Origin of the sequence: Streptomyces sp. DH12, assembly GCF_020873895.1 — a bacterium.
In the GTDB taxonomy this organism is placed as follows: domain Bacteria; phylum Actinomycetota; class Actinomycetes; order Streptomycetales; family Streptomycetaceae; genus Streptomyces.
In genome coordinates this window covers 120,675-146,170 of sequence record NZ_JAHWGT010000006.1, presented here as the reverse complement: position 1 = coordinate 146,170, position 25,496 = coordinate 120,675, and the positions used below count along the sequence as shown (strand labels likewise).

Annotated in this window: 18 protein-coding genes; 14 read left to right on the top strand and 4 right to left on the bottom strand. The window is 76.3% G+C overall.

Annotated features, from left to right (window positions below):
- Window positions 1-5: 5 nt before the first annotated feature.
- Complete coding sequence (locus LPA54_RS07615; RefSeq protein ID WP_228975075.1) at window positions 6-3,728, bottom strand: LamG-like jellyroll fold domain-containing protein; 3,723 nt, start codon at window positions 3,726-3,728, stop codon at window positions 6-8.
- A gap of 322 nt (window positions 3,729-4,050) precedes the next feature.
- On the opposite strand from LPA54_RS07615, the gene LPA54_RS07610 reads away from it, so the two are divergent.
- The 13 genes from LPA54_RS07610 to LPA54_RS07550 all read left to right on the top strand — a co-directional run bounded on the left by LPA54_RS07610 (window position 4,051) and on the right by LPA54_RS07550 (window position 22,791).
- Entirely contained in the window at window positions 4,051-5,427 is a 1,377-nt protein-coding gene (locus LPA54_RS07610; RefSeq protein ID WP_228975073.1) for an ROK family transcriptional regulator, read from the top strand.
- A gap of 30 nt (window positions 5,428-5,457) precedes the next feature.
- Entirely contained in the window at window positions 5,458-6,810 is a 1,353-nt protein-coding gene (locus LPA54_RS07605; protein WP_228975071.1) for an ABC transporter substrate-binding protein, read from the top strand.
- Between the two features lie 7 nt (window positions 6,811-6,817).
- Window positions 6,818-7,741, top strand: a complete 924-nt coding sequence (locus LPA54_RS07600) for a carbohydrate ABC transporter permease (protein ID WP_228975069.1) — start codon at window positions 6,818-6,820, stop codon at window positions 7,739-7,741.
- Window positions 7,742-8,572, top strand: coding sequence for a carbohydrate ABC transporter permease (locus LPA54_RS07595; protein WP_228975068.1), 831 nt, complete (start codon window positions 7,742-7,744; stop codon window positions 8,570-8,572).
- Window positions 8,573-8,608: 36 nt separating this feature from the next.
- Window positions 8,609-9,928 carry a 6-phospho-beta-glucosidase gene (locus tag LPA54_RS07590; protein WP_228975214.1) on the top strand — a complete coding sequence of 440 codons (1,320 nt, stop codon included), beginning with the start codon at window positions 8,609-8,611 and terminating at the stop codon, window positions 9,926-9,928.
- A complete protein-coding gene (locus tag LPA54_RS07585; protein ID WP_228975065.1) occupies window positions 9,919-10,962 on the top strand; it encodes a BadF/BadG/BcrA/BcrD ATPase family protein in 1,044 nt (347 codons plus the stop codon). Before LPA54_RS07590 ends, LPA54_RS07585 begins: the two co-directional genes overlap by 10 nt.
- A gap of 474 nt (window positions 10,963-11,436) precedes the next feature.
- Entirely contained in the window at window positions 11,437-12,786 is a 1,350-nt protein-coding gene (locus tag LPA54_RS07580) for a hypothetical protein (RefSeq protein WP_228975212.1), read from the top strand.
- A gap of 92 nt (window positions 12,787-12,878) precedes the next feature.
- Complete coding sequence (locus LPA54_RS07575) at window positions 12,879-14,033, top strand: glutamate ABC transporter substrate-binding protein (RefSeq protein WP_228975063.1); 1,155 nt, start codon at window positions 12,879-12,881, stop codon at window positions 14,031-14,033.
- A 16-nt stretch (window positions 14,034-14,049) separates the two neighbouring features.
- Window positions 14,050-15,360 (top strand): hypothetical protein, encoded by a 1,311-nt coding sequence (locus LPA54_RS07570; RefSeq protein WP_228975062.1) that lies wholly within the window; start codon window positions 14,050-14,052, stop codon window positions 15,358-15,360.
- On the top strand, window positions 15,357-18,107 hold the full coding sequence (locus LPA54_RS07565) for a tetratricopeptide repeat protein (protein WP_306806475.1): 2,751 nt from the start codon (window positions 15,357-15,359) through the stop codon (window positions 18,105-18,107). Before LPA54_RS07570 ends, LPA54_RS07565 begins: the two co-directional genes overlap by 4 nt.
- A 3-nt stretch (window positions 18,108-18,110) precedes the next feature.
- On the top strand, window positions 18,111-19,553 hold the full coding sequence (locus LPA54_RS07560; protein WP_228975057.1) for a PP2C family serine/threonine-protein phosphatase: 1,443 nt from the start codon (window positions 18,111-18,113) through the stop codon (window positions 19,551-19,553).
- A 59-nt stretch (window positions 19,554-19,612) separates the two neighbouring features.
- Window positions 19,613-21,007 carry a VWA domain-containing protein gene (locus tag LPA54_RS07555; protein WP_228975054.1) on the top strand — a complete coding sequence of 465 codons (1,395 nt, stop codon included), beginning with the start codon at window positions 19,613-19,615 and terminating at the stop codon, window positions 21,005-21,007.
- 47 nt (window positions 21,008-21,054) lie between these two features.
- Complete coding sequence (locus tag LPA54_RS07550; protein ID WP_228975053.1) at window positions 21,055-22,791, top strand: FHA domain-containing protein; 1,737 nt, start codon at window positions 21,055-21,057, stop codon at window positions 22,789-22,791.
- A 27-nt stretch (window positions 22,792-22,818) separates the two neighbouring features.
- Here LPA54_RS07550 and LPA54_RS07545 read toward each other — a convergent pair whose 3' ends face one another.
- Window positions 22,819-23,811 (bottom strand): methyltransferase domain-containing protein, encoded by a 993-nt coding sequence (locus LPA54_RS07545; RefSeq protein WP_228975051.1) that lies wholly within the window; start codon window positions 23,809-23,811, stop codon window positions 22,819-22,821.
- 94 nt (window positions 23,812-23,905) lie between these two features.
- On the opposite strand from LPA54_RS07545, the gene LPA54_RS07540 reads away from it, so the two are divergent.
- The gene (locus LPA54_RS07540; protein WP_228975049.1) at window positions 23,906-24,310 is read left to right on the top strand and encodes a globin; all 405 of its coding nucleotides are present in this window, start codon (window positions 23,906-23,908) and stop codon (window positions 24,308-24,310) included.
- Between the two features lie 66 nt (window positions 24,311-24,376).
- Here the strand turns inward: LPA54_RS07540 and LPA54_RS07535 are convergent, their stop codons facing one another.
- Window positions 24,377-25,060, bottom strand: coding sequence for a hypothetical protein (locus LPA54_RS07535; RefSeq protein WP_228975047.1), 684 nt, complete (start codon window positions 25,058-25,060; stop codon window positions 24,377-24,379).
- Window positions 25,057-25,491, bottom strand: a complete 435-nt coding sequence (locus LPA54_RS07530) for a thioesterase family protein (RefSeq protein WP_228975045.1) — start codon at window positions 25,489-25,491, stop codon at window positions 25,057-25,059. The genes LPA54_RS07535 and LPA54_RS07530 overlap by 4 nt, the downstream gene beginning before the upstream one ends.
- Between the last annotated feature and the right edge of the window lie 5 nt (window positions 25,492-25,496).

The window sequence follows — 25,496 nt, the reverse complement described above, 5'->3', positions numbered from 1 at the left end:
GTCCGTCAGAGGTCGCCGGGGTCGCCGAGGACCTTCGTGCTGATCTGCTCCTGTGTCATGGCGCCGGCCCAGATCCGCAGATCGGTGAGGGCGCCGGGCAGGTAGTGGCCTGTACTGCCCTTCGCGGAACCACGGCCGGCCGCCAGTGCACCGGTGCCCTGGACAATGACCGGGAAGGCCGAATCCTCTGCGCTGTACTGGCGGGCGGCGTTGAGGTGGAGGCGAAGGCCGTCAGCCCCTCCTTCGTTCGCCGCGACGTGGTCGTAGACGCCGGTGACCTGCACCCAGGTGTCGAGTTCGGCCGCCGATTCGGACATCACGGAGGCGGTACGGAGGACCTTGCCTGTCGCGTCGACCGCCGTACGGCCGAAGTGCCACAGGTAACCCGCTTCGGAGACCTTCTCCACCCACACTCCCCACGACGACTCCCCGCCCGATGCAGTGGGCTGCCCCACCACGTAGGAGCGGGACCCCACCGGTTTCGTCGCCAGGGCGGCGCCGTCCAGGCGTACCTGCGCGGACACCGTGAAGGAGCCGGTCTCGTCGACCACCGGGCCGGTGGCGGAGGCGTACCCCTTGGTGCCGTCCAGACGCAGTTCCGTGCCGTCGTCGCCCGTCACCAGCTGGGCGCCCCCGGTGGACAGGGTCATCGGTGCGCGGGTGTACCCGCTGGACTCGGCGATCTGGCCGCCGGACGCCCCTTCCGCGTTCCAGTGGGCGACGAGTTCCGTCGCGGGTGCCTCCAGCGCCTCGCTCTCCCTCGTCTGCGACTCCTGCCGCACCTCGTCCGCGTTCAGCGCGCGCTGCCAGACGGTGGTCTCGTCGATGTGGCCGCGGAAGTACTGCTGGTAGGTGCCGGTCGACTTGGTCCGGCCGATCTGGAGGCCGTCGGACGACGCCCACGGCTCATAGGCCGGGGCCGTCGCGGCGAGCTTCACCGGCTGGCCCTGGGGGCGGCCGTTGACGTAGAGCTGGATGGTGTCGTCCGTCTTGTCGACGGTGCCCTTGGTGTCGAAGACCCCGGTGAGGTGGGTCCACACCCGTGCGGGGCTCACGGCGTCGGCGAGCGAGACGATGTCGGCCGTCGTCCCCAGGTCCTGGGCACCGCGGTTGAAGGCCCATTTCCTGTTGTTGGCGGAGTAGTACAGCGTGAAGGCGCTGTCCTGCGTGCCGGAGCCGGAGAGGACCACGCGGTTGGTCGTGGTGTCGGTCAGGTACGCCCAGGTGGACACGGTGAAGGAGTCCCGGGTGTTCACGGCCGGGCCGGTCGTGGCGGCGTACGCCTGCTGCTTGGCCGGGTCGCCGCTGTTCAGGTCCAGCGCGAAGTCACCGGCGCCGCGGCGGGCGCGCTCGGACCAGCCGGCGCCGCCCGCCAGGGTCGCGTCGTGGCGGACGCCGCCCTCGGTGGCGGTGTCCTTGGTCGTGGTGGACGTCGTGGTGCCCGTGGAGCGGTCGGCGAAGTGCCAGCGTCCGACAGCGCCCTGGCCGGGTGCGACCTTGAAGACGTACTCGGCCTTCGCACCGTAGCGCTCCCGCACGTCCCGGGCCTCCACCGTGAGCACGTGCGTCCCGGCGGTCGTCGGCGTGACCGGCTGGGCGGGGGGCTTGCCCCCGTTGACCGTGGAGGCACCGGTCTGGGTGATCAGCCGGTACCGGTAGCCGGCGATGTCCGTCGCACCGGTCGTGGGGTTCACGTCCGCAGGGTCGGGGCGGAAGGTGAACAGACCCGCCTGGCCGGGTCCGCCGGCACCGGGGCAGTCGTTGGTGAGGCAGGGGACGTAGGGACCGCCGCCGGTGATCTGCGGGGGCTTCGGGGCGGTGGTGTCGGTCTTGAAGTAGCACCACGGGGTGAAGGCCGAGGACATGGAGGACGTGGTGTCCCCGAGCGTCCAGTAGGAGCGGGTCTGCATCCTCAGCCGGTAGAGGATCTGGTCGGCGCGGTGGGACATCTCGACGGTCTCCAGGTACCCGTCCGGCCGGAAGCTGGGTGACAGCGCGTCCCAGGTGTGGATCCACTTGCCCGTGCCGGGGTCGTAGCGCTCGGCGTCGAAGTAGGCGCGCAGGGAGCCCTTGAAGCCGTTGGACGCCGGCTGCACCTGGGTCTGGGCGCCCGCCTGGACGCGGGGGGTGGAGTCGGTGACGATCAGGGGGTCGCCGATGTGCGGGTTGCAGTACCGCATGGTGCCGTTGCCGGGGACGACGCCGTACGGGGACGGCAGGCCCGGCTTGGGCACGTAGTTGATCTGCAGCTGGGCGTTGTCGTCGAACCGCTTCCAGGCGTCCGGGTTGTTCTCGTCCTTGGCGCGCAGCATCAGCGTCAGCCGCGGGAACTTGCCGTCCGCGAAGGCCCGCACGGTGGAGGTGAGGTTCTCGTCCGGTTCCGCGGGGTTGTCGTGGAACTCGATCCACGAGTCCGGCTGCTCCGGGGAGCACGCGGTGCCGCGGCCCGCCGACACGTCGCGGTCGCCCATGAGGTCGAGCTGCGCCGGGCCGGGCCAGGAGCTGCCCTCGGAGATGTTGTTGGTCCGCCACAGGTCCACGTCCTGCGGCGTGCAGGAGAACGACCACGTCTCGTAGGCGCGGAACACCGCGTCGACCACGTGCTTGCCCGCGAGGTTGGTCGGGGCGAACTCGAAGTACATCCGGTTGGTGTGGTACTTGTCGCAGTACCACGGGCCCAGCCGGCTGCAGTTGCCGACGCCGTAGTCGCCGTCGAAGTCGTAGAAGCGGTCGCCGTCCGACGACAGCACCGTGCGCTCACCGAGGGCCAGGCCCATCGGAGGGTCGATGTAGACGGGGAAGACGGTCTTCTCCCCGCGCAGCAGGCCCAGGTCGGGCTTCACCGTCACAGCGGACGGCTCGACCGTCACCGGCAGGACCGCGCTCGCGTCACCGGGGGTGGGGTGGGCCGACTCCGCCGCCGCGGAGGGCGCGGGCGGCGCGGCGGCCGTCAGCGACTGCGGCTGGGGGCCCTTCGCGGACGCCCCGCCGGCCGAGTCCCACATCTGTCCGGCGGGACCGGCGAAGACGGTGTTGCCGTCCTCGTCGACGGCTCGCACGCCCCCGCCGGCGCCCGGCGCGACGGCCAGGCCGTCACCCGACACGGTCAGCCTGATCTCCTGCAGCTCCGCGTCTGCCGCGGCCTGGGGCGTCTTGACGACGAGCACCTCGCGGTACCCCTCGGCCGTCGCCGTCAGCTGGAGGTCGGTCCCCGGGAACACCTCCGGGTAGGTGGCGGTCGGACCGTCGAGCCGGGGCGCGGGCAGGGTCCGCTGCCAGCCGAGGGTGACCGAGCCGCTCCGTCCGCCGCCCAGGCGGATCAGGTCCTTGTCGCCGCCTCCGGAGAACGCCACATCGGCGACTGCCGCCTTCGGGCCGACCGTGCCGTCCGGTCGGCGCTCCAACGTCACGTCGACGCCGCTCCAGGAACCGTCCTCCGCGCGGACGCGCTGCGGCGTCGTCGACTGGGTCAGGGTGAACGTGCCGTCCGGGTTCGCCATCGTCTGCGCGTACTCGGTGCGCTCCGCGACCACCTCGACCGGCTCGCCGGACGCGGCGGCCCGGACGGTCGCCGCCTCGGCCGTGAGCGCTGTCCGTCCGTCCGCGGGTCTGACCGCGGCTACGGCCTCCTGCGCCGGCCACGCGTACGTGCCTGCCGTACCCACCATGACCAGGCCCAATGCCGCGGCGATGCCGCGGCTGCCCAGTCTCCGCCTGTGTCCAGGCATGACTGTGTCACCCCCCGGGGTCTCCCCAGACCCCCACTATCGAACAAATGACCCAATGAGGTCGCCGGATGACGCTACGGAGCCGCGCGCCGCAAAAGCAACGCGTTATCGGGCGCGTCACACCTCTTTGCAGGAAGCTGACCCCCCACCAATTTCCGCAGTTCATCCTTTTTCGCGAAAGGGCCGGAGGAACGAAGGACTCCGCGACGCGGGGATTGACGGCGCCTCCGCTGCCCCCTACGTTCGACAGCCGGTAACAGTAAACTTTCCTAACAGTGGCTGGGGTCGCTCCCGGCCGCGGCCGAAGGCAGGTGCGCTTCCCGTGACCGGAAGCACTCCCGGTGTCCCCGGCACCCCCCGGGTGTTGCGGGCGATGAACGATCGGGCGGCGCTCGATCTGCTGGTGGAGCACGGGCCGTTGTCGCGGGCGCGGATCGGGCGGTTGACCGGGTTGTCCAAGCCGACCGCGTCGCAGCTGCTCGCGCGGCTGGAGGCGGCGGGGCTGGTCGTCGCGACCGGGACGAGCGAGGGGCGCCCCGGGCCCAACGCGCAGCTGTACGGGGTGAACCCGCGCGCCGCGTACGCCGCCGGGCTCGACGTGAACCCGCGGCGCGTGCGGGCGGCCGTCGCCGACGTGACCGGGGCGGTGGTCGGGGAGTTCGAGCTGCGCACCCCCCGGCGGGGCGGGCCCGGGGCGGTGCGGCAGGTGACCGAGGCGCTGGACGGCGCGGTGAAGGCGGCCGGGCTGGCCCGCGGCGACCTGCACCGGCTGGTGATCGGCACGCCCGGCGCGTTCGACCCGTCGACCGGTCGGCTGCGGTACGCCTCGCACCTGCCCGGGTGGCACGGGCCGAACCTGCTGGAGGAGCTGGCCGCCGCGCTGCCCGCGCCGGTCGAGTACGAGAACGACGTCAACCTCGTGGCCGTCGCCGAGCAGCGGCTCGGCGCCGCCGCCGGGCACGGGGACTTCGTCCTGCTGTGGAGCGAGGAGGGGCTCGGCGCGGCCCTCGTGCTGGGCGGGCGGCTGCACCGCGGGTACACCGGCGGCGCCGGCGAGGTCGGGTTCATGCCGGTGCCGGGCGCGCCGCTGGTGCGGAACGTCGCCAAGGCCGGCAGCGGGGGCTTCCAGGAGCTCGCCGGCGGCCAGGTGCTCCCCCGGCTCGCCCGCGAGCTGGGCCTCGACGTGCCGTCCGGGCCTTACCCGGAGGTCGCCGTACGGCTGCTGGAGCGGGCCGCCGCGGCCGTGGCCGGGGCGGGCGGGGACGGGGGCGGTGCGGTGGCCGGGGGTACGGGAGCCGCAGGCGTGGAGGGCGGGGGCGCGGAGCGCGGAAGCGCGGTCGGCGGGGGCGCCGTGGGCGGGGCCTCGGCCGGTGGGGCGGCGGCCCGGGCCGACGGGGTGGCGGCCGCGGCCGGTGGGGCGTACGCGCGGCTGCTCGACGTCTACGCCACCGGGCTGGCCACCGGGCTCGCCGCGCTCGTCGCCGTCCTCGATCCGGAGCTGGTCGTGCTCTCCGGCGACGTGGCCGTCGCGGGCGGTGAGGCGCTGTGCGAGCGGGTCCGGGCGGAGCTCGGGGAACTGTCCGCCGCCCGGCCGCAGCTGGTCCTCGGCGGTGTGCGGGAGGACCCGGTGCTGCGGGGCGCGTTGGAGGTTGCCCTGGCCGCCACCCGCGACGACGTGTTCGACACCTCCGTCCGCTGACCGACCCGTCCCCGTCGACAGGAGACCGCCATGCCCCTGCCCGCGCTCCGGCTCCCGCGTCCGCGTCCGCTCGGTGCGACCGCCGTGTGCACCGCCCTGGTCCTCGTCCTCGCCGGCTGCACCGGTTCGGCGGGCGGCGGGGCCCATGACGACCCGAACGCCCAGGTGACGCTCACCTTCTGGCACGGCTGGTCCGCGCCGGCGGAGGTGGCGGCGGTCGACGCGGCCATCGAGCGGTTCGAGGACGCCCACCCGAACATCACGGTGAAGGCCGTCCCGAACGTCACCGACGACAAGATCCAGCAGGCGCTGCGCGCGGGCGGCTCCGGCGCCCCGGACGTGGTGTCGTCGTTCACCACGGACAACGTCGGCAGGTTCTGCTCCTCCGGGGCGTTCGCCGACCTCGGGCCGTTCCTCGACAGGTCGGGCGTCGACCCGGAGCAGACCTTCCCGAAGGCGCGGCTGGACTACACGGCGTTCGACGGGGTCCGCTGCACCCTGCCGCTCCTCGGCGACGCGTACGGCCTCTACTACAACAAGGACGCCTTCGCGCAGGCCGGGGTGGAGGCCCCGCCGCGGACGTGGAGCGAGTTCGACCGGGTCGCGCGGCAGCTGACCCGGCACCGGGGCGACTCCTACGAGCGGCTCGGGTTCATGCCGAACTTCCACGGCTACGAGTCGACCCCCGGCCACCTCGTCGCCCAGTGGCAGCCCACGTACTTCGACGCGGACGGCAGGTCGACGGTCGCCACCGACCCGGCGTTCGCCGCCATGTTCACCTGGCAGAAGGGGCTCGTCGAGCAGCTCGGCGGGTTCCGGAAGCTGGAGAGGTACCGCAACACCTTCGGCGACGAGTGGGGCGCCAAGCACCCCTTCCACACCGGGCAGGTCGCCATGCAGCTCGACGGCGAGTGGCGGCTCGGCATGGCTCTCGACGCGAAGGTCCCGTTCGAGATCGGGGTGGCCCCGCTGCCCGTCCCCGACGACCGGGCCGCCGACTACGGCAAGGGCTACCTGTCGGGGACGGTCGTCGGGATCGCCGCCACCAGCCCCCGCCAGAACGCCGCGTGGGAGCTGGTGCGGTACCTGACGACGGACACCGACGCGGTCGTGGCGCTCGCCAACGAGCTGCGCAACGTGCCCTCCACCCACGCGGCGCTCGCCTCCCCGAAGCTGCGACTCGACCCGCGGTTCGAGGTGTTCCTGGACATCTCGCGGCACCCGAGGTCCAACACCACCCCCGCCTCCGTCAACGGCGGCGCCTACCAGGTGACCCTCCAGGAGTTCGGGTACCGCCACGAGGCCGGGCGGGAACCGGACCTGCGGGCGGGGCTGGCGCGGACCGCCGCGCAGATCGACACCGACATCGCGAAGGCCCGGTAGCGGGCGCATGAGGGCACGCACGCGCCGCGCGCTGCGCGCGGCCGCCTTCCTGTCGCCGTGGCTCGTGGGGTTCTCCGTCTTCTTCGCCTACCCGCTCGCCGCCACGGCCTACTTCTCCGTCACGCACTACGACGGCTTCCGCCCGCCCGTCTTCAACGGCCTGGAGAACTGGCGGTACGTCCTCACCGACTACCCGGCCTTCTGGCCGGCGGTGGGCAACACGCTGTGGCTGGTCGCGGTCATGGTGACCTGCCGGGTGGTCTTCGGGTTGGGCGTCGCGCTGCTCGTCGTGCGGATCAAGCGGGGCGCCGGGGTGTTCCGGACGCTCTTCCACCTGCCGTACCTGGCGCCGCCGGTCGCCGCGACCCTCGCGTTCGTGTTCCTGCTCAACCCGGGGACCGGGCCGGTCAACGCGCTGCTGGAGGGGGCGGGGCTGCCCGCGCCGGCGTGGTTCACCGACCCGTCCTGGTCCAAGCCGGCGCTGACGGCGCTCGCCGTGTGGGGGGTCGGCGACCTGATGGTGATCTTCATGGCGGCGCTGCTGGACGTGCCGCGGGAGCAGTACGAGGCGGCGGAGCTGGACGGGGCGTCGGCGTGGCAGCGGCTGCGGTACGTGACGCTGCCGACGATCTCCCCGGTGGTGCTGTTCGCCGTGGTCACGGGGGTCATCCAGACGATGCAGTACTACACGCAGCCGCTGGTCGCGGGGAAGGTCGCGGCCGGCGTCGTCGGCAACAGCGGACAGCAGGTCGAGCCGGGCTACCCGGAGGGTTCCACGCTGACCCTGCCGCAGCTCGTCCACAACCTCGGGTTCCAGCGCTTCGACTACGGCGCGGCGTGCGTGGTGGCGCTGGTGCTGTTCGCGCTGTCCATGGCGGGCACGGCGCTGCTGATGCGGCGGCGCGCCGGACTGATCGGGACGGGCGGGTAGATGCGCGGGCAGCGGGTGTTCCACTGGATCGGCGTCCACGCCCTCGGCGTCGCCGCCGCGCTCTTCTTCGTCCTGCCGTTCGTCTTCGTCCTGCTCACCTCCCTCATGAGCGACGAGCAGGCGCTCACCCGGGACCTGGTGCCCCGCACGTGGGAGTGGGGGAACTACGCGGCGGTGCTCCGCACGCCCGGGTTCGCGGACTGGTGGCGCAACACGCTGCTGTACGCGGGGCTGGGGACGGTGCTGACGGTGGTGTCGTCGGTCCCGGTCGCGTACGCGCTGGCGAAGTTCCGCTTCCGGGGGCAGCGGCTGGTGCTGATGCTGGTGGTGTCGATGATGATGCTGCCGCCGCAGGTGCTGGTCATCCCGATGTACCTGTTCTGGGCGAAGCAGCTGGGGTTGTCGGGGAGCCTGTGGCCGCTGATCATCCCGATGGCGTTCGGGGACGCGTTCTCCATCTTCCTGCTGCGGCAGTTCCTGCTCACCCTGCCCGACGAGTGCCTGGACGCGGCCCGCGTCGACGGGTGCGGCGAGGTGCGCACGCTGCTGCGGGTGGTGCTGCCGATGGCCCGGCCCGGGATCGCGGCGGTGGCGCTGTTCCAGTTCTTCTACGCGTGGAACGACTACTTCGGGCCGCAGATCTACGCCTCCGAGAACCCCGCGGCCTGGACGCTGTCGTACGGCCTGGAGTCGTTCAAGGGTGCGCACCACACGGACTGGAACCTGACGATGGCCGCGACGGTGCTCGTGATGGCGCCGGTCGTCGTCGTGTTCTTCTTCGCCCAGAAGGCTTTCGTCGAGGGCGTCACGCTCACCGGAGTGAAGGGGTAAGGGGGATACGAGATGAGCAGGGTGAACATGGGTGGCATGAGACTCGTGGTGGTGGGGGGTGGCTCCACGTACACCCCGGAGCTGGTCGACGGCTTCGCACGGCTGCGGGACGCGCTGCCCGTCGACGAGCTGGTCCTCGTCGACCCGGCGGCCGAGCGCCTGGACGTGGTCGGCGGGGTGGCCCGGCGCATCCTCGCCCGGCAGGGCCATCCGGGGAAGGTCACCACCACCACCGACCTGGACGCGGCCGCCGACGGGGCGGACGCGGTCCTGCTCCAGCTGCGCGTGGGCGGGCAGGCGGCCCGGCAGCAGGACGAGACGTGGCCGCTGGAGTGCGGCTGCGTGGGGCAGGAGACGACGGGCGCGGGCGGCCTCGCCAAGGCGCTGCGGACGGTGCCGGTCGTCCTCGACATCGCCGAGCGGGTCCGGCGGGCCGCCCCGGACGCCTGGATCGTCGACTTCACCAACCCCGTCGGCATCGTCACGCGCGCCCTGCTCGACGCCGGGCACCGGGCGGTCGGGCTGTGCAACGTCGCCATCGGCCTGCAGCGGAAGTTCGCGGCGCTGCTGGGCGCGGCCCCCGCCGAGGTGCACCTGGAGCACGTCGGGCTCAACCACCTCACGTGGGAGCTGGGCGTACGGCTCGGCGGTCCCGAGGGGCCGGACGTGCTGCCGGCGCTGCTCGCCGAGCACGGCGACGCGGTCGCGGACGACCTGCGGCTGCCGCGCGGCCTGCTGGACCGGCTCGGCGTCGTCCCCTCGTACTACCTGCGGTACTTCTACGCCCACGACCAGGTCGTGGACGAGCTGCGCGCCGGGCCGTCGCGGGCGGCCGCCGTCGCCGACATGGAGCGGCGGCTGCTGGAGATGTACGCCGACCCCGCGCTGGACGAGAAGCCGGCGCTGCTGGCGGAACGGGGCGGGGCCTTCTACTCGGAGGCGGCCGTCCACCTGGCGGCGTCGCTCCTCGGCGGTACCGGCGGGGCTCACGGGGCCGGCGGGGCCGGTGGTGCCGGCAGCGGGGGCGGTGCGGGGGGTGCGGTGCAGGTGGTGAACGCGCGCAACGCCGGCACCCTGCCGTTCCTGCCCGACGAGGCGGTGGTGGAGGTGCAGGCCGCCGTGGACGCCACGGGCGTGCGCCCGCTGCCGGTACGCCCGCTGGACCCGCTGTACGCGGGGCTCGTCTCGCACGTCGCCGCGTACGAGGAGCTGGCGCTCGACGCGGCGCTGCGCGGCGGCCGGGACCGGGTGTTCCGGGCGCTGCTCGCCCACCCGCTGGTCGGCCAGTACGGGTACGCCGACACGCTCACCGACCGGCTGATCGCACACAACCGGGAGCACCTGGCGTGGGCGTGACCCCGGCCGCGGCCGTGCTCGCGGTCGACGCGGGCAACAGCAAGACGGACGTGGCGCTCGTCGCCGCCGACGGGACGGTCCTCGGCGCGGCGCGCGGCGGCGGTTTCCAGCCGCAGGCGGTGGGGGTCGAGTCGGCCGTCGACGTCGTGGCGGCGGCGGTGCGGGCGGCCGTCCGGGACGCGGCACCCGGCCGGGACGCGCCCGCGCGGGGGCCGTACGCGGCGCATGTGTCGGCGTGCCTGGCCAACGCCGACCTGCCGGTGGAGGAGGAGCAGCTCACCCGCGCCCTGGCGGCGCGCGCCTGGGGCGCGTCGACGACCGTGCGCAACGACACGTTCGCGGTGCTGCGGGCCGGGGCGGACGAGCCGCGGGGCGTCGCCGTGGTGTGCGGGGCCGGCATCAACTGCGTCGGCATGCTGCCCGACGGGCGCACGGCCCGCTTCCTGGCCGTGGGCCGCCTCTCCGGGGACTGGGGCGGCGGCGCCGGGCTGGCGGACGAGGCGCTGTGGCACGCGGCGCGGGCCGAGGACGGGCGGGGCGGGCCGACGGAGCTGGCCCGGGCGCTGCCCGCGCGCTTCGGCCTGGGGTCGATGCGCGCGCTCATCGAGGCGCTGCACCTGGGCCGGATCCCGGGCGGGCGGCGGCACGAGCTGGCCCCCGTTCTGTTCGCCGTCGCCGCGGCCGGCGACCCGGTGGCGCGGGGCCTGGTGGAGCGCCTGGCGGAGGAGGTCGTGACCATGGCCGGTGTCGCCCTGGAGCGGCTGGGCCTGGGCCACGGGCCCGACCCGGTACCGGTGGTGCTCGGCGGGAGCGTGCTGGCGGCCGGGCACCGGGACCTGGACACCCGGATCGCCGACCTGCTGCGGGAGCGGGCGCCCGCGGCGGTACCGCGCGTGGTGGCCGCGCCGCCCGTGCTGGGCGCGGCGCTGCTCGGGCTGGACCACGTGGCGGCCCCGGCGGCGGCCGGGGCGGCGCTGCGCGCCCACTACGCGACGGTCCACGGGAGCCGGGCGGGGGCGGACCACGCGCGGTGAGCCGGGCGGGGGTCCGGGGCCGGGTCGGGGGCACGATCGGAACAAGATCCAGTCAATACCGGTGTGTGCCCGGCCCCCTGCGGCCATACTGCTGGCCGGACCGCACCGAGGGGACGGGCGGCCGACGGGCGGTCGAGGGGAGGGCACGTGGCAGACGTACCGGACGCACGGCCCGCGCGCCCGGACCCGCCGGTGCCCGAGCATCCGGCCGACGGCCCGGCCCCCCTGCCGGACCAGCCGGACCCCGCGGCCCGTCCGAGCGGCCCGGCCCACCCGAGCGGCTCTGCCCACCCGAGCGGCCCTGCCGACCCCAGCGGCTCTGCCGATCCAGGCGGCTCTGCCCGCCCGAGCGGCTCTGCCGATCCAGGCGGCTCTGCCCGCCCGAGCGGCTCGGGCCGACCGGACCGCCCGGGCTCCCCGACTGGCCCCGTCCTCCTCCCGGACCGCCCCGGCCCCCCGGCCGCCGTCCCCTGGCTGCCGACCGGCGGGCCGTCCGGCGGGCGCACGGCCGCACCGGCGGCGGGTCGGGCGCGGCTGCGGGACGCCGTGGCCACGCCGCCCGGCCGGCTGCGCCTGCTCGGCGCGGTACTCGCCGCGCTCCTCGTCGCGTTCGGCGCGGTGACCGCCCTGGAGGTGACCGGCCGGTCCTCCGCCGCCGGTGACGTCGTGGGCCGCAGCCAGCCGCTGAGCGCCGACGCCGCGCACCTCTACCGTTCCCTCGCCGACGCCGACACCGTCGCCGCCGGCGGTTTCCTCGCCGGGGCGCAGGAGCCGGCCGACCTGCGCGAGCGGTACGACACGGACGTCGCCACCGCCGCCCGGCTGCTGGTGAAGGCCGCGGCCGACGCCGGTGCGGGCGGCGCCGGCGGCCCGTCCGGCTCGGCGGACGAGATCGCCGCGCTCAACGAGCAGCTCCCCGTCTACACGGGCCTCGTGGAGCGGGCGCGCGCGGCGAACCGCCAGGGCCTGCCGCTCGGCGGCGCCTACCTCCGGTACGCCAACGCCCACATGACGACCGGTCTCCTCCCCGCGGCCCAGCGGCTGTACGCGGCGGAGACGGCGCGGCTCGCCGAGGACGAGCGCCGGGCGCGCGCCTGGCCGGTGCCCTCCCTCGCGGTGGGCGCGCTGGCGCTGGCCGCGCTCGCGGTGGCGCAGCGGCGCGACTACCGGCGCACCCACCGCGTGCTGAACCCGGGGCTGCTCGCGGCCGCGGCCGCCACCGCGGTGGCGCTGGTGTGGCTGGCGGGCGCCCACACCCTGGCCCGGGCGGGGCTGGACGACGCCCGCGTCCACGGCCTGGATTCGCTCAAGGTGCTGAACGAGGCCCGGATCGGTTCCCTGAAGGCCCGGGCGAACGAGAACCTGACCCTCGTGGCACGTGGGGCGGTACTGACCGACGACGGCAGGAGCGACAAGTACGAGACCGAGCACGGCGCGGCCATGGCCGGTCTCGACCGGGCACTCGCCCGGGCGCGTGGACTGGCCGACGACGAGGCGGGCCGCGCCGCGGTGGCGGAGGCGGCCCGGTGGACCGCCCAGTGGCGGGAGCGGCACGCCGCCGCGCGGCGCACCAACGACGAGGGCGACCACGACGGCGCGCTGGCGCTGGTGGTGGGCGGCGGCCCGTCGACGGGTGCCGCGTTCGACCGGGTCGACGCGGCGCTGCGCACGGCCGTCGACCACGAGCAGGGCGAGTTCACCCGGGCGGCGACCCGTGGCCGTACCGCCCTGGCGGGCCTGCCGGCCGGGGCGGCCGCCCTGGCGGCGGTGGGCGCGGTCGCCGCCGTCGCGGGCGTCAACCGCAGGCTGGCGGAGTACCGGTGACCGGCGCGGGGCGGGACGCCGCGGCCGGTCCGGGGCCGGGCCCGGGGCGGGGGCCGGGGCCGGGGCAGGTCGACGGGCCGGAAGGGGGCACGGTGCACGACGGCGGGGGGAACGCGGTGGGCGGTGGTGGCCGGCGGCCCGGCGCACGGGCGCGGCGCCGGGGCGCGGTCCTCGCCGTGGGCGTGGCGTGCCTCCTGGCGGGCGGTTCGGCCGTCGCGCCGGCGGCGGCACCGAACGCGGAGCGGACCGGGGCCCAGGCCGGGGCCCAGGCCGGGACGCAGCCCGGGGCACGGACCTCGGCCTCCTCCGGAACGCCGACCGGGGCACAAGCCGGGACGCGGACCTCGGCCTCCCCCGGAACGCCCACCGGGGCACGGCCCCGGGCGTCGACGGCCGCACCCGCGGGGACCTGCCGGAACCCGGAGGCGTCCCTGCCGCCGTCGCGCGCCGAGGGGCCCGCGGTCGCCGCGATCAGGGCGCGCGGCAGGCTGGTCGTCGGCGTCGACCAGAACAGCTACCGCTGGGGCTACCGCGACTCGGTCAAGGGCACCTTGGAGGGGTTCGACATCGACCTCGCCCGGGCCGTCGCCGCCGACCTCCTCGGCAGCCCCGACGCGATCGTCTTCCGCACCGTCCCCACCGACCAGCGGATAGCGGCCCTGGTGAGCGGAAAGGTCGACCTGGTCGTCCGGACGATGACGATCAACTGCGACCGGATCCGCCAGGTCGCCTTCTCCACCGCCTACTTCGAGACCGGACAGCAGGTCCTCGCGCCGAAGGAGTCGCCGATCACCGGGTACGACGCCTCCCTCGCCGGCCGGCGCGTCTGCACGGCCGAGGGCTCCACGGCGTACGACGCGCTGGACCGGGCCCCGCTCGGCGCGGTCTACCGCGACGCGTACGACGGCACGGCCCGGGACGCCGACCGCCTCACCGTGCCGAACCAGCTGGACTGCCTGGTCCGGCTGCAGGCGGGGGAGGTCGACGCGGTCGTCACGGACAGCGCCCTGGCCGCCGGGCAGGCCGCGCAGGACCCGGCCGTCGAGCTGAAGGGCGAGCCGTTCACGACCGAGTACTACGGGATCGCGGCCAGGCTCGGCGCCGACGACCTGGTGCGGCGGGTGAACCAGGTGCTCGTCGCGTACCGCGCCGGGCCCTGGACGAAGGCGTACGAGAAGTGGCTGGAGGCGGACCTCCCCGGCGTCACCGGGCCGCCCGCGCCCATGTACCGGACGAACCGTTCCTGAGAGCGAGAGGTGATCGATGGGCGTCACGGGTCCCCCCGGTCCGGCGATGGACCGGGACGAGGCGGACCGTGCGCTGGCCCGCCTCGGCGCGGAGCACAAGGCGGTCGAGGATTCGCTGCTCGCGCTGCAGGACCACGCGGGCCGCAGGCTCCTGGAGGGTGCCGCGCTGACCGGTACGACCCGGGAGCGGTGGGCCGCGGCCGAGCGGACGATCGCGCTGCTGTGGACGTACTTCGACGCGTACACGGACGCGTTGCGCGCCGCCCGCGAGGTGCGCTCACGGCGCCGGACGCCGGGGAGCGACGAGCTGGCGGAGCTGGCCTGGTGGCTGCGCGCCCGGTGCGTCACCGTCCCGGCGGCCCCGCACCCCGGGGGCCCGGTGGCGCCCGCGGCGGAGGGCGGGCCGGGGGACGGTCCGGACGGCGGGCCGGTCGAGCGGTTCACGCTGGACCGGCTGGTGGCCCGGATCAACGAGCTGTACGCGCGGTCGCTCGACGTCGTCGTGACGGCCGAGGCGGTCTGGTCGGCGCTGCCCGCCCGGATAGACCTCCTGGCCGCCGAGCTGCACCGCACCCGCTCGCTGGCGCGTTCGGTCGGCGTACGGCCCGGGGAGCACCCGGCCGGCGACGACCTGGACGCCATCACGGAGGAGCTGACCGCGCTGCGCGCGCAGGTGGTCAGCGACCCGCTGGCGTTCTGGCGGCGGCCCGCGGGCAGTTCGGCGCCCGGTGGCGGGCGGCCCGACACCGACCGGTACGACCGTGCGGCGCGGGCGCTGGAGGAGGTGCGCCGGGAGATCGAGGCGGTGCTCCAGGTCCGGCAGGACTCGGAGTCGCGGCTGCTGCGGCTGCGGGACCTGCTGTCGCGGGCCGACCGCACCCTGGCGGAGGCGCGGACCGCGCGGGTGGAGGTCCTTTCCAAGATCGCCGCGACGGAGGTGCCGGTGGTGAGCGGTCCGCCGACCGCGCTGCACGAGCGCCTGGCCCTGGCCGCCGAGTACCGGCGGCACGCCCAGTGGCACCGGTTGTCGCCGCTGCTGGAGGCGTTGGAGCGGGAGGCGGAGGAGGAGCTGTTGCGGGCCCGCGAGTCCCTGACGGCGGTGACGGCCCCGCTCGCGGTCCGCGCCGAGCTGCGCGGGCGCCTCGACGCGTACCGGGCGCGCGTCGCCCGGCACGGCCTGGCGGACGACGCGTTCCTCGGCGAACGGTACGACGCCGCGCGCCGGATGCTGTGGAGCGCCCCGTGCGACCTGCGCGCCGCCGAGCGGGCCGTCCTGCGCTACCAGCGCGCCGCGAGCGAGCTGCTGTCGACGGGAGGCGGCGGATGAGCCGGTGCCCGCGCCCCGGTTGCGGCGGGGCGTACGAGGACGTGGGCGGCGGGCGGCTGTACTGCGACACGTGCGGTCTGGCCCCGGCAGCCGCACCGGACGGCCCCGTGTCGGGCGGCCCCGCACCGCGGGACGTGGTGCGGCGGGACCCCGTGCCGCAGGACGTGGTGCCGCGGGACCTCGTACCTCAGGACCCGGTGCCGCAGGACGTGGTGCCTCAGGACCCGGTGCCGCGGGACCTGGCGCCGCGGGATCTCGTACCACCGGGGTCGCCCGCGCCGGAAGGACCCGCGCCCCACGAGCCGGCGCCCGGACCGCCCGATCCGGTCATCGCCCCCGCCGTTCCCGCCGCCCCCGCCTCCGGCGCGACGGTGCGGTCGCTGCCCGCGCGCGGCCCCGGCGCGTCGCCGAGCGGCCGCTCCGCCTCGCGCGGGCGGCTGGGCGCGGGCCTGGTGACCGTGCCCGCCGTGCCGCGCCCGGACCCGCGCACGGCGGTGACGGACTGCCCGGAGGTACCGGAGCGGCGGCGGTTCTGCTCCCGTTCCGACTGCGGGGCGCCGGTCGGCCGGGCGCGCGGCGGCCGGGCGGGCCGTACGGAGGGGTTCTGCACCGCGTGCGGCCACCCGTACTCCTTCGTGCCGAAGCTGCGCGCCGGCGACGTGGTGCACGGCCAGTACGAGGTGGCCGGCTGCCTCGCGCACGGCGGCCTCGGCTGGGTGTACCTGGCGGTGGACCGGGCCGTGTCCGACCGGTGGGTGGTGCTCAAGGGGCTGCTGGACACCGGTGACGAGGACGCGATGGCGGCGGCGATATCCGAGCGGCGGTTCCTCGCCGAGATCGAGCACGCCAACATCGTCCGCATCTACAACTTCGTGGAGCACCTGGACCAGCGGACGGGTTCCCTCGACGGGTACATCGTCATGGAGTACGTCGGCGGCAAGTCGCTGAAGGAGGTGGCCGACGAGCGGCGCCAGGCGTCCCCGGACTCCGCGCCGCGCTCCGGCAGGGGGTTCCCCGTCCCGGTCGGGCAGGCGTGCGCGTACGGCATCGAGGCGCTGGAGGCGCTGGGCCACCTGCACGACCGGAACCTGCTCTACTGCGACTTCAAGGTCGACAACGCCATCCAGAGCGAGGACCAGCTCAAGCTGATCGACATGGGGGCGGTACGGCGGATGGACGACCGCGAGTCGGCCGTCTACGGCACGGTCGGCTACCAGGCGCCGGAGGTCGCGGAGTGCGGCCCGTCGGTCGCGTCGGACCTGTACACGGTGGCGCGGACGCTGGCGGTGCTGACGTTCGACTTCCACGGGTACACCACCGTGTTCGCCGATACGCTGCCCGACCCGCGGCACGTCCCGGTCTTCCGGCGGTACGAGTCGTTCCACCGGTTGCTGGTGCGGGCCACGGACCCCGACCCGGCACGCCGGTTCGGCTCCGCGCAGGAGATGGCGGAGCAGCTGACCGGTGTGCTGCGGGAGGTCGTGGCCCTGGAGACGGGCACGCCCAGGCCCGCCCTGTCGACGCTGTTCGGGCCGGAGCGGCGCGTCGCGGACACGGTGCTGTTCGCGGAGCCGGCGGACGAGGTGTCGCGGCTCGGCCCGCGGCCCACGGGCCGCCGCCGATGGAGCCCCGCGCGGGCGGGGGGCCCGGTGCCGGCGGGAGGCCCGGTACGGGCGGGGCGCGCGGGGGTCCTGCGGCGCTCGGCGCGGACGGGGACCGCGGGACGGACCGGGGGGCCCGCCCAGGGGGCGGCCCCCGCCGTGGGCGCGGGCGGGGGCGCCGCCGGGCGAGGCGGTACCGCCGAGGTGGCCGGGCCGCCGCCGCTCGCCCCGCTCGACGCGCGGGCCGCCGCGCTGGCGCTGCCCGTACCGCTCCTCGACCCGGACGACCCGAACGCCGCCCTGCTCTCCGGGCTGGCGGCGTCCGGCCCCGCCGAACTGCTGGCCGCGCTGCGGGCGGCGCCCACCGACTCCCCGGAGCTGCGGCTGCGCGAGGTGCGGGCCCTGCTGGAGCTGGGGGACACCGCCGCCGCGGCCCGCGCGCTGGACGCGTTCGGGCGGGCCCGCCCCGGCGACTGGCGCGTGGTCTGGTGCCACGGCGTCACGGCGCTCGCCACCGGCGAACACGCGGCGGCGGCACGGGACTTCGACGCGGTGTACGCGGCGTTCCCCGGCGAGCCCGCGCCGAAGCTGGCGCTCGCCGTGTGCGCCGAGGTGCTCGGCCGGCCGGACGACGCCGCCGCCCACCACCACCTGGTGTGGGCCACCGACCCGGGCCACGTCGGCGCGGCGTTCGGCCTGGCGCGCGTGCGGCTGGCGGCGGGCGACCGGGCGGCTGCGGTACGGACGTTGGAGTCCGTACCGGAGTCGTCCAGCCACTACACGGCGGCGCGCGTCGCCGCCGTGCGCGCCCGGATCCGCCGGCGCGACCCGCGGGAGCCGCTGCGGGACGACCTGTACGCGGCCGCGCGCCAGATCACCGCGCTCGACGCCCTCGGGCTCGACCCGGTGCGCCGCGAGCGGCTGTCGGCCGAGGTCCTGGGCCTCGCCCTGGATTGGTGGCTGTCGGGGCGGGCAGGTGGCCTGTCGCCGGACCACCCGCTGCTCGGCAGCGAACTGCACGAGCGCGGGCTGCGATTCGGCCTGGAACGCTCGTACCGGGTGCTCGCCCGGCTCGCCCAGCGGGGCGAGGAGAGGATCGAACTGGTGGAACGGGCCAACCGCTTCCGCCCCCGGACGTGGGTGTGAACGATGTCGCAGACGCATCAACTGTCGGCCTGCCCGGGCTGCTCCGAGCCGCTGGAGCCGGGTGACCGGTACTGCGGCGCGTGCGGGTACGACCTGTCGGTCGTACCGGAGCCGCCGCAGGACCAACCAGCCGTGGCCCCGGGCGCCTCAGCGGCACCGGGTGTCCCTCCGGCACCGGTGCCGGAGGTGGCACCCGAGGTGGCCCCGGCACCGGCCCCGGAGGCGGCGCCCCCCGCCGCGCCGCCACCGGCCGCGGCGCCCGCGCCGGGGCCCCGGCCGCCACGGGACGAGGCGCTTCCGCCCGCCCCCGCACCCCCCGCCCCGGAGCGGCCCGCCGCTCCGCGGGGCGGGTCGCCCGGCGCACCGGACGGCGCACCGGACGGCGGACCGGACAGAGGCCACGTCGGCGTGCCCGCCGCCCCGCCCGCCGACCCGCACGGCGGACCGCCCGCCGCCGGCCCGGTCTCCCCGCCCGGCGGCGGGGACTTCGAACTGGCCGCACCCGACCCGCACGCCGCCGGCGCCGCGCCCTGCGTCGCCTGCCGGACGGGCCGGGTCTCCGCCGAGGGGTACTGCGAGAACTGCGGCCACAAGCAGCCGCACGCGCGCGACCACGTCGAGCGGGAGCTCGGACCGGTCGCCGCCGTCACCGACCGGGGGCTGCGCCACCACCGCAACGAGGACGCCTTCGCCGTCACCACGGCCGTGCTCCCGGACGGTTCGCCGGCCGTCGTCGCCATCGTCTGCGACGGCGTGTCGTCCGCGTCCCGCCCCGACGACGCGTCGGCGGCCGCCGCGGCCACCGCGGAGGTGTCCCTGCGCGGCGCGCTCGCGAGCGGCACGCCGCCGCAGCAGGCCATGCACGAGGCGATCGTCGCCGCGGCCGAGGCGGTCGAGGCCCTCGCCGACGAGCCGTCGGGCGACGGCCGCGAGCAGGACGGTCACCGCCACCGCAACGCCCCCGCCTGCACCCTCGTCGGCGCCGTGGCCGCGGGTGACCTGCTCGTGGTGGGTTGGGTCGGCGACAGCCGCGTCTACTGGGTGCCCGACGACCGCTCGGTCCCGGCGGCCCGCCTCACCGAGGACGACTCGTGGGCCGCGCAGATGGTCGCGGCGGGCCTGATGGACGAGCAGGAGGCGTACGCCGACGAACGCGCCCACGCCATCACCGGCTGGCTGGGCGCCGACGCGTACGAAGTGGAGCCGCACACCGCCGCGTTCCGCCCGGACCGACCGGGCGTGGTCGTCGTGTGCACGGACGGGCTGTGGAACTACGCCGAGGGCGCGCAGGACATGGCGCGGGTCGTGCCCGGCGACGCCGCCGACCGGCCCCTGCACTGCGCCCGCGTCCTGGTCGGCCACGCCCTCGACGGCGGCGGCCACGACAACGTAACGGTGGCGGTGGTGCCGTTCGCCGTGGAGCGGCAGGGGGCAGGATCGGCCTGACCGAGGCGTGAGCGCCCGTCCGTCGTGTGGACCACCGAGGGAGCACAGGAGCCGACCAGATGGCGAACTTCTCCAAGTCCGGCGTGCCGCGGTTCTCGGTGGAGGTGTACCAGAACGAGTACCTGCCGGAGGGCGGGCGCGAGGTGCACGCCGTGGTGACGGTCACCGCCACGGGCGGCGGCACGACGGGCGGGGCGCCCCTGCCGGCCACCCGGCCCTCGCCGGCCGGCAGCGGGGCGGCGGGCGGTGAGGCCGCGGGCGGCGGGGCGCCGTCGGGGCCGCGGGCCGCGGTGGTGCTGATGGTCGACTGCTCCGGCTCGATGGAGTACCCGCCGGCGAAGATGCGCCACGCGCGCGACGCGACGGCGGCCGCGGTCGACACCCTGCGCGACGGGGTGTCCTTCGCGGTCGTCGCGGGCACGCACGTCGCCCACGAGGTGTACCCGGGCGGTGGCCGGCTCGCCACCGCCGACGCCCGGACGCGCGCCGAGGCGAAGGAGGCGCTGCGGCTGCTGACCGCGGGCGGCGGCACGGCGATCGGCACCTGGCTGCGGCTCGCCGACCGGTTGCTGGCGGGCTCCGGGGCCGGCATCCGGCACGGGGTGCTGCTCACCGACGGCCGCAACGAGCACGAGTCGCCCGCCGACCTGCGGGCGGCGCTCGACGCCTGCGCCGGCCGGTTCACGTGCGACGCGCGCGGGGTGGGCACCGACTGGGAGGTGCGGGAGGTCACCGGTGTCGCGTCGGCGCTGCTCGGCACGGCGGACATCGTCGCCGACCCGGCGGGCCTCGCCGCGGACTTCACGCGGATCATGGAGCACGCCATGGGCAAGGAGGTCGCGGACGTCGCCCTGCGGCTGTGGACCCCGCTGGACGCGGAGGTCGTCTTCGTCCGGCAGGTGGCGCCCACGGTGGAGGACCTGACGGACCGCCGGTCGGAGGCGGGGCCCCGGCTCGGCGACTACCCCACGGGCTCCTGGGGGGACGAGTCGCGCGACTACCACCTGTGCGTGCGGGTGCCGGCCGCCGGGCTCGGCCGGGAGATGCTCGCGGCGCGAGTGTCGCTGGTCGTGCCCGACCCCGCCGGCGGACCGCCCGGTACCCCGGCCCAGGGGCTGGTGCGGGCGGTGTGGACGGACGACGAGGCGGTCCTCACCTGCCTCGACCCGCAGGTCGCCCACTACACCGGGCAGGCCGAGCTGGCCCGCGCCATCCGGCAGGGGCTGGACGCGCGCAAGTCCGGTGACCTGCGCGGGGCGACGGCGCGGCTGGGGCGGGCGGTGCAGCTCGCGGCGGCGTCGGGGAACACCGGTACGGCGAAACTGCTTGCGAAGGTGGTGGACGTCGTCGACGCGGCGGCGGGTACTGTGCGACTGAAGGCGAAGGTCGCGGACGCGGACGAGATGACGCTCGAGACGCGCTCCACGAAGACGGTTCGCGTGAAGAAGCCGTGACGACGGTCGCAGCGGCGGCCGGCGAGGAGAGAGGGGGAAGGGCCCACATGCCGACCTGCCCGAACGGACACCAGTCGGGCGCCGACGACTGGTGCGAGGTCTGCGGCCACCGCATGGCCGGGGCGGGCGCCGTGCCGCCCCCTCCCCCTCCCCCGCCGCCGGCCCCCGGATACGGCTACCCCGGCCCCGCGGGCGGCGACCCGAACGCCACGCAGCAGGCGGAGCTGTGCCCGCAGTGCCGCACCCCGCGCGAGGCGACGGCGGCGTTCTGCGAGGAGTGCCGGTGGAACTTCGTCACCAACACCGCGACGTCGTACACGCCCGTCTCCCCTCCCCCGCCGGCGCGCTCCGGTGGGGGCCTCAACCTGCCCCCGGGCTTCACCTCCGCGCCGCGCCCGCCCGACCCGTACGAGTACCAGGGCTCCCGCCCCTCGCAGGTGAACCGCCCGGCGGAACCGCTCCCGCCGGAGCCCGACCAGGGCCCGCCGCCCCCGCCGCCGGCCGCCGGCGGCCCGTCCTTCGGCGCCGGCGCCTCCGGCCCCGGCCAGGCGGGCGGCCCCGGCCAGGCACCGCCGCCCGGCTCACCGCACCACCCCTTCGGCCCGGGTCCCGGCGGACCCGACGGCCCTGACCGCCGCGGACCCGGCGGCCCCGGCGGCCCGGATGGCCGCGACCCCGGCAGCATGGGCCCCGGTCCCGGTCCCGGCGGGCCTGGCGGGCCCGGCGGGACCGGCGGAGCCAATGGGCCTGGCGGTCCCGGCGGGCCCGGCCACGCTGGGCCGGCGCAGCACGGCGGCCCGGTCTTCCCTCCGCCTCCGCCCCCGCCCGGCCCCGGGCACGGCCGGGACCCCGGCGGTCGGGGCAATTCCCCGTTCGCCCCGCCCGCGCCCCCGGCGCCCGGCGCGGGCCCGGCCACCGGTCAGGGCCCGGGCCACGGCACCGGCCCGGACCGGCCGTCCTTCGGCAACCCCCCGCCCCCTCCGGGCGGCGGCCCGGCCTTCGGCCCCGGCCCGGGTGCCCAGGGCCCCGGCGGCGGTCCGGCCTTCGGCCAGGGCCCCGGCCACACCGGTGACCGCGACGGCGGGCAGCACGGGCACGGGCCCTCCGGCCTGCGGCAGGCGGCCCCCGGGCAGACCGGGGCGGTGCCCGCGCCGCCGCGGGGCTTCCGGCAGCCGGGTCCGGCCGGGGACGACGACTGGGTGCTGCCCCCGCCGTCCGCCGCCCGGCCCCCGCAGGGCCCGCCGCCGCACACCCAGCCGCCCCACGCCCAGCCGCCCCACACGCAGCAGCCCCAGGCCCAACAGGCACCCCACGAGCATCAGCCACCGCAGGGGCAGCAGCCACCGCTGGGGCAGCAGCCGGCGCACGGCGCGGCCGGGACCGGCTGGACCCTGGTGGTCAGGCCCGACCGCGACTACTTCACGGCGATGATGCGGCGCAGCGGCCCCGAGGCGGCGAGCCTCAACCTGCCCGCGTACGCGCCGGAGCGGCGGGTGTCGCTGACCGGGGACCAGGTGTCCGTCGGCCGTCGCCGGCAGTCGACGGGCGAGGCACCGGACATCGACCTGGCGGTGCCGCCGGAGGACCCGGGCGTCTCGCACCAGCACGCGCTGTTCGTCCGGCAGCAGGACGGCTCGTGGGCGGTGATGGACCAGAACTCCACCAACGGCACCACGCTGAACGGCGCCGACGACCCGATCCAGCCCTACGTGCCCGTCCCGCTCGCCGACGGCGACCGGGTCCACGTGGGCGCCTGGACGACGCTCACCGTGGTGCGCGGCTAGCCGCGCGAGGCCACCCGTCCGCGGCGCTCAGCTGCCGGGGCCGCCGAGGGCCCAGCTGTAGGGGCCGTCGGCGGCGTCGAGCCACGCCCACTGGCGGGCGCCGCTGATCGTCACGCCGTACCGCTCGCGTCCGGGCCGCCCCTCGCGCTGCCACAGCGCGTACGCCTCGTACGGGTCGAGGCTGCCGGCGGTGAGGGTCAGCAGGAAGCGGAACAGCTCGTCGTCGAGGGCCCGCCGGGGCAGCCCGCCGGTGCGGGGCTCCGGTGCGGCCGGTGTGGCGCCGCGCAGTGGCACGAAGTACGCCGGCGTCGGCAGGAAGCGCCCCTCCGCCCGCCCGGCGTCCTCGACGCGCAGGCGGACGACTCCGGTCGACAGCGGCGCGACGATCCGCGCGCCCGGCCGGCACTGGGCGGTCCACGCGACGGGTACGGACGGCAGGGCGCAGGTGGCGACGACCACGTCGAAGGGGGCCCGCTCGGGGCAGCCGCGGGCGCCGTCGCCGGTGACGACCGCCGGGTGGTGGCCGGCCCGCCGGAGGTGGGCGGCGGCCGCGGCGGTGATGTCCGCGTCGAGGTCGACGGTCGTCACGTGCGCGTCACCCAGCCGGTGGCACAGGAGGGCCGCGTTGTACCCGGTGCCGGTGCCGACCTCCAGGGCCGTGTCGCCGTCCCGGACGTCCAGGGCGTGCAGCATGTCCGCCATCAGGGACGGCTGGCTGGCGGAGGAGACGACGTCGCCGTCGTGCAGCAGGGTCCCGAGGGGGCGGTCCTCGTACGCGCCCGAGAGCCAGCGCAGCCGCGCCCCGGGTTCCGGGTCGTCGTGGCGCAGCCACTCGCGGCCGTCGATCCCGCCGACGTGGTACGCGGGCACGAACACGTGGCGCGGCACCTCCGCGAACGCCGCCCGCCAGGCCGGATCGGGCAGCGCCCCGGCGGCGTCGAGCACCGCGACAAGCCGGCGCCGCGCCACCACGGCCACGTCGGCGAACGGGTCCTGCCACCGGTCCCCATCTGCACCCATACATCCACTATGTCCGCTCCCGGTGGTCGAGGGGAGCTTCCGGCCAGGCCCTAGGTCCGGGGTCTTCCGTCGGCGTGTCTGAGACGATGGACGGGTGAATGAGATTCCGCGCGGCACTCTCCAGGAGCAGACCTTCTACGAGCAGGTGGGTGGCGAGGAGACCTTCCGGCGCCTCGTCCGCCGCTTCTACCAGGGTGTCGCCGAGGACCCGCTGCTGCGGCCGATGTACCCGGAGGAGGACCTCGGGCCGGCCGAGGAGCGGCTCGTGCTCTTCCTGATGCAGTACTGGGGCGGGCCGCGCACGTACAGCGACCACCGCGGGCACCCGCGGCTGCGGATGCGGCACGCGCCGTTCGTGGTGGACCGGGCGGCGCACGACACGTGGCTGCGGCACATGCGGGACGCCGTGGACGAGCTGGGGCTGTCCGAGGAGCACGAGCGGCAGCTGTGGAACTACCTCACGTACGCCGCCGCGTCGATGGTGAACGCCCCGGACTGACCGGCCGAGGAGGGACGGCCCGCAGCCGCCGGCCCGCCCGCCGGCCGGCCCGCCGACCGGTCGGTCTCAGGGGTGGCGCAGGGGCGTGACGCCCAGCTCGCCGAGGCCCGTCGCGGTGCGCACGGCGACCGAGCCGAAGGGGGTGCGCAGCCGCAGCCAGGGGCCGGCCGCCAGCAGCGTCACCGGCACGTCGCGGGCGAGGGCCCCCGCCGGGGGCAGGAAGCCCAGCGACCGGGCCGCGTGCGCGGCGCGCAGCGGAAGCGGTGTCGTGGCGACGGTGCGGGACCATATCTCGCGGCCGATCCGGTCGCGTTCCGCGCGGGTGCGCCGCTCCTGCGGCAGCTCCTCGTCACGGGCGCGGAACTCGGTGACGGCGGCGGCCACGGCGCCGCTCAGCCCGGCGGCGTCCGGCAGCCCGGCCACCTCCCGCCAGCCGCCCCGCGGCGGCAGCACCCCGCTCCACGGCGGTCCGGTGACCTGCGCCGGCACCATCGCCTTGCCGGCCGACTCCTCCACCCCGTCGAGGAGCTCCCCGGCGGAGACGGTGACGTCGAGCACCGCCTCGTCGTGGAGCGCCGCCGTGCGGACGGCGAGCACCTCGAAGGACGGCGGCCGCCCGAAGACGGCGAGTACGCCGCCGCCCGCCCGGAGGCGGACGGCGGCGGCCCGGTCGTACCGGACGAGCCGGGCCAGGAAGGCGGCGACGCCCGCCGCCTGCCCGGCGTCGGCGAAGTGCAGCGGCGCCGTCATGCGGCGGCGCCCTCCGAGCGCATCCCGTCGTCCACGTACTCCTGGAGGAACGCCCGCTCCTCGGCGGTGATCCGCCGGGGGCGCTGCGCCTCCAGGTCGAAGGGGACGACGACCGTGGAGGCCCGGACGTACACCTGGTCCGGGTCCTTGATCTCGTACGCGATCGTCAGCGACGCGGCGCCGATCTTCGTGACCCAGGACTCGACGGTCACCGGCTCGTGCCGGTGGACCAGCGGCCGTACGTAGTCGATCTCGTGCCGGGCCACGACGGACCCGCCGGAGAACGAGGGGGAGCCGTCCCCCGGCGCGAGCCGGAACATGAAGTCGATCCGCGCCTCCTCCAGGTAGCGGAGGAAGACGACGTTGTTGACGTGCCCGAAGGCGTCCATGTCCGACCAGCGCAGGGGACAGCTGTAGAGGTGACGAGCCACGGCCG

What these genes read in the sequence shown, in the direction of transcription:
- LPA54_RS07560 (WP_228975057.1), top strand. Translation starts at nt 18,111, where the DNA reads ATGTCGCAGACGCATCAACTGTCGGCCTGCCCGGGCTGCTCCGAGCCG.
- LPA54_RS07615 (WP_228975075.1), bottom strand. Translation starts at nt 3,728, where the DNA reads ATGCCTGGACACAGGCGGAGACTGGGCAGCCGCGGCATCGCCGCGGCA.
- LPA54_RS07570 (WP_228975062.1), top strand. Translation starts at nt 14,050, where the DNA reads ATGGGCGTCACGGGTCCCCCCGGTCCGGCGATGGACCGGGACGAGGCG.
- LPA54_RS07595 (WP_228975068.1), top strand. Translation starts at nt 7,742, where the DNA reads ATGCGCGGGCAGCGGGTGTTCCACTGGATCGGCGTCCACGCCCTCGGC.
- LPA54_RS07590 (WP_228975214.1), top strand. Translation starts at nt 8,609, where the DNA reads ATGAGACTCGTGGTGGTGGGGGGTGGCTCCACGTACACCCCGGAGCTG.
- LPA54_RS07600 (WP_228975069.1), top strand. Translation starts at nt 6,818, where the DNA reads ATGAGGGCACGCACGCGCCGCGCGCTGCGCGCGGCCGCCTTCCTGTCG.
- LPA54_RS07545 (WP_228975051.1), bottom strand. Translation starts at nt 23,811, where the DNA reads ATGGGTGCAGATGGGGACCGGTGGCAGGACCCGTTCGCCGACGTGGCC.
- LPA54_RS07555 (WP_228975054.1), top strand. Translation starts at nt 19,613, where the DNA reads ATGGCGAACTTCTCCAAGTCCGGCGTGCCGCGGTTCTCGGTGGAGGTG.
- LPA54_RS07550 (WP_228975053.1), top strand. Translation starts at nt 21,055, where the DNA reads ATGCCGACCTGCCCGAACGGACACCAGTCGGGCGCCGACGACTGGTGC.
- LPA54_RS07605 (WP_228975071.1), top strand. Translation starts at nt 5,458, where the DNA reads ATGCCCCTGCCCGCGCTCCGGCTCCCGCGTCCGCGTCCGCTCGGTGCG.
- LPA54_RS07565 (WP_306806475.1), top strand. Translation starts at nt 15,357, where the DNA reads ATGAGCCGGTGCCCGCGCCCCGGTTGCGGCGGGGCGTACGAGGACGTG.
- LPA54_RS07535 (WP_228975047.1), bottom strand. Translation starts at nt 25,060, where the DNA reads ATGACGGCGCCGCTGCACTTCGCCGACGCCGGGCAGGCGGCGGGCGTC.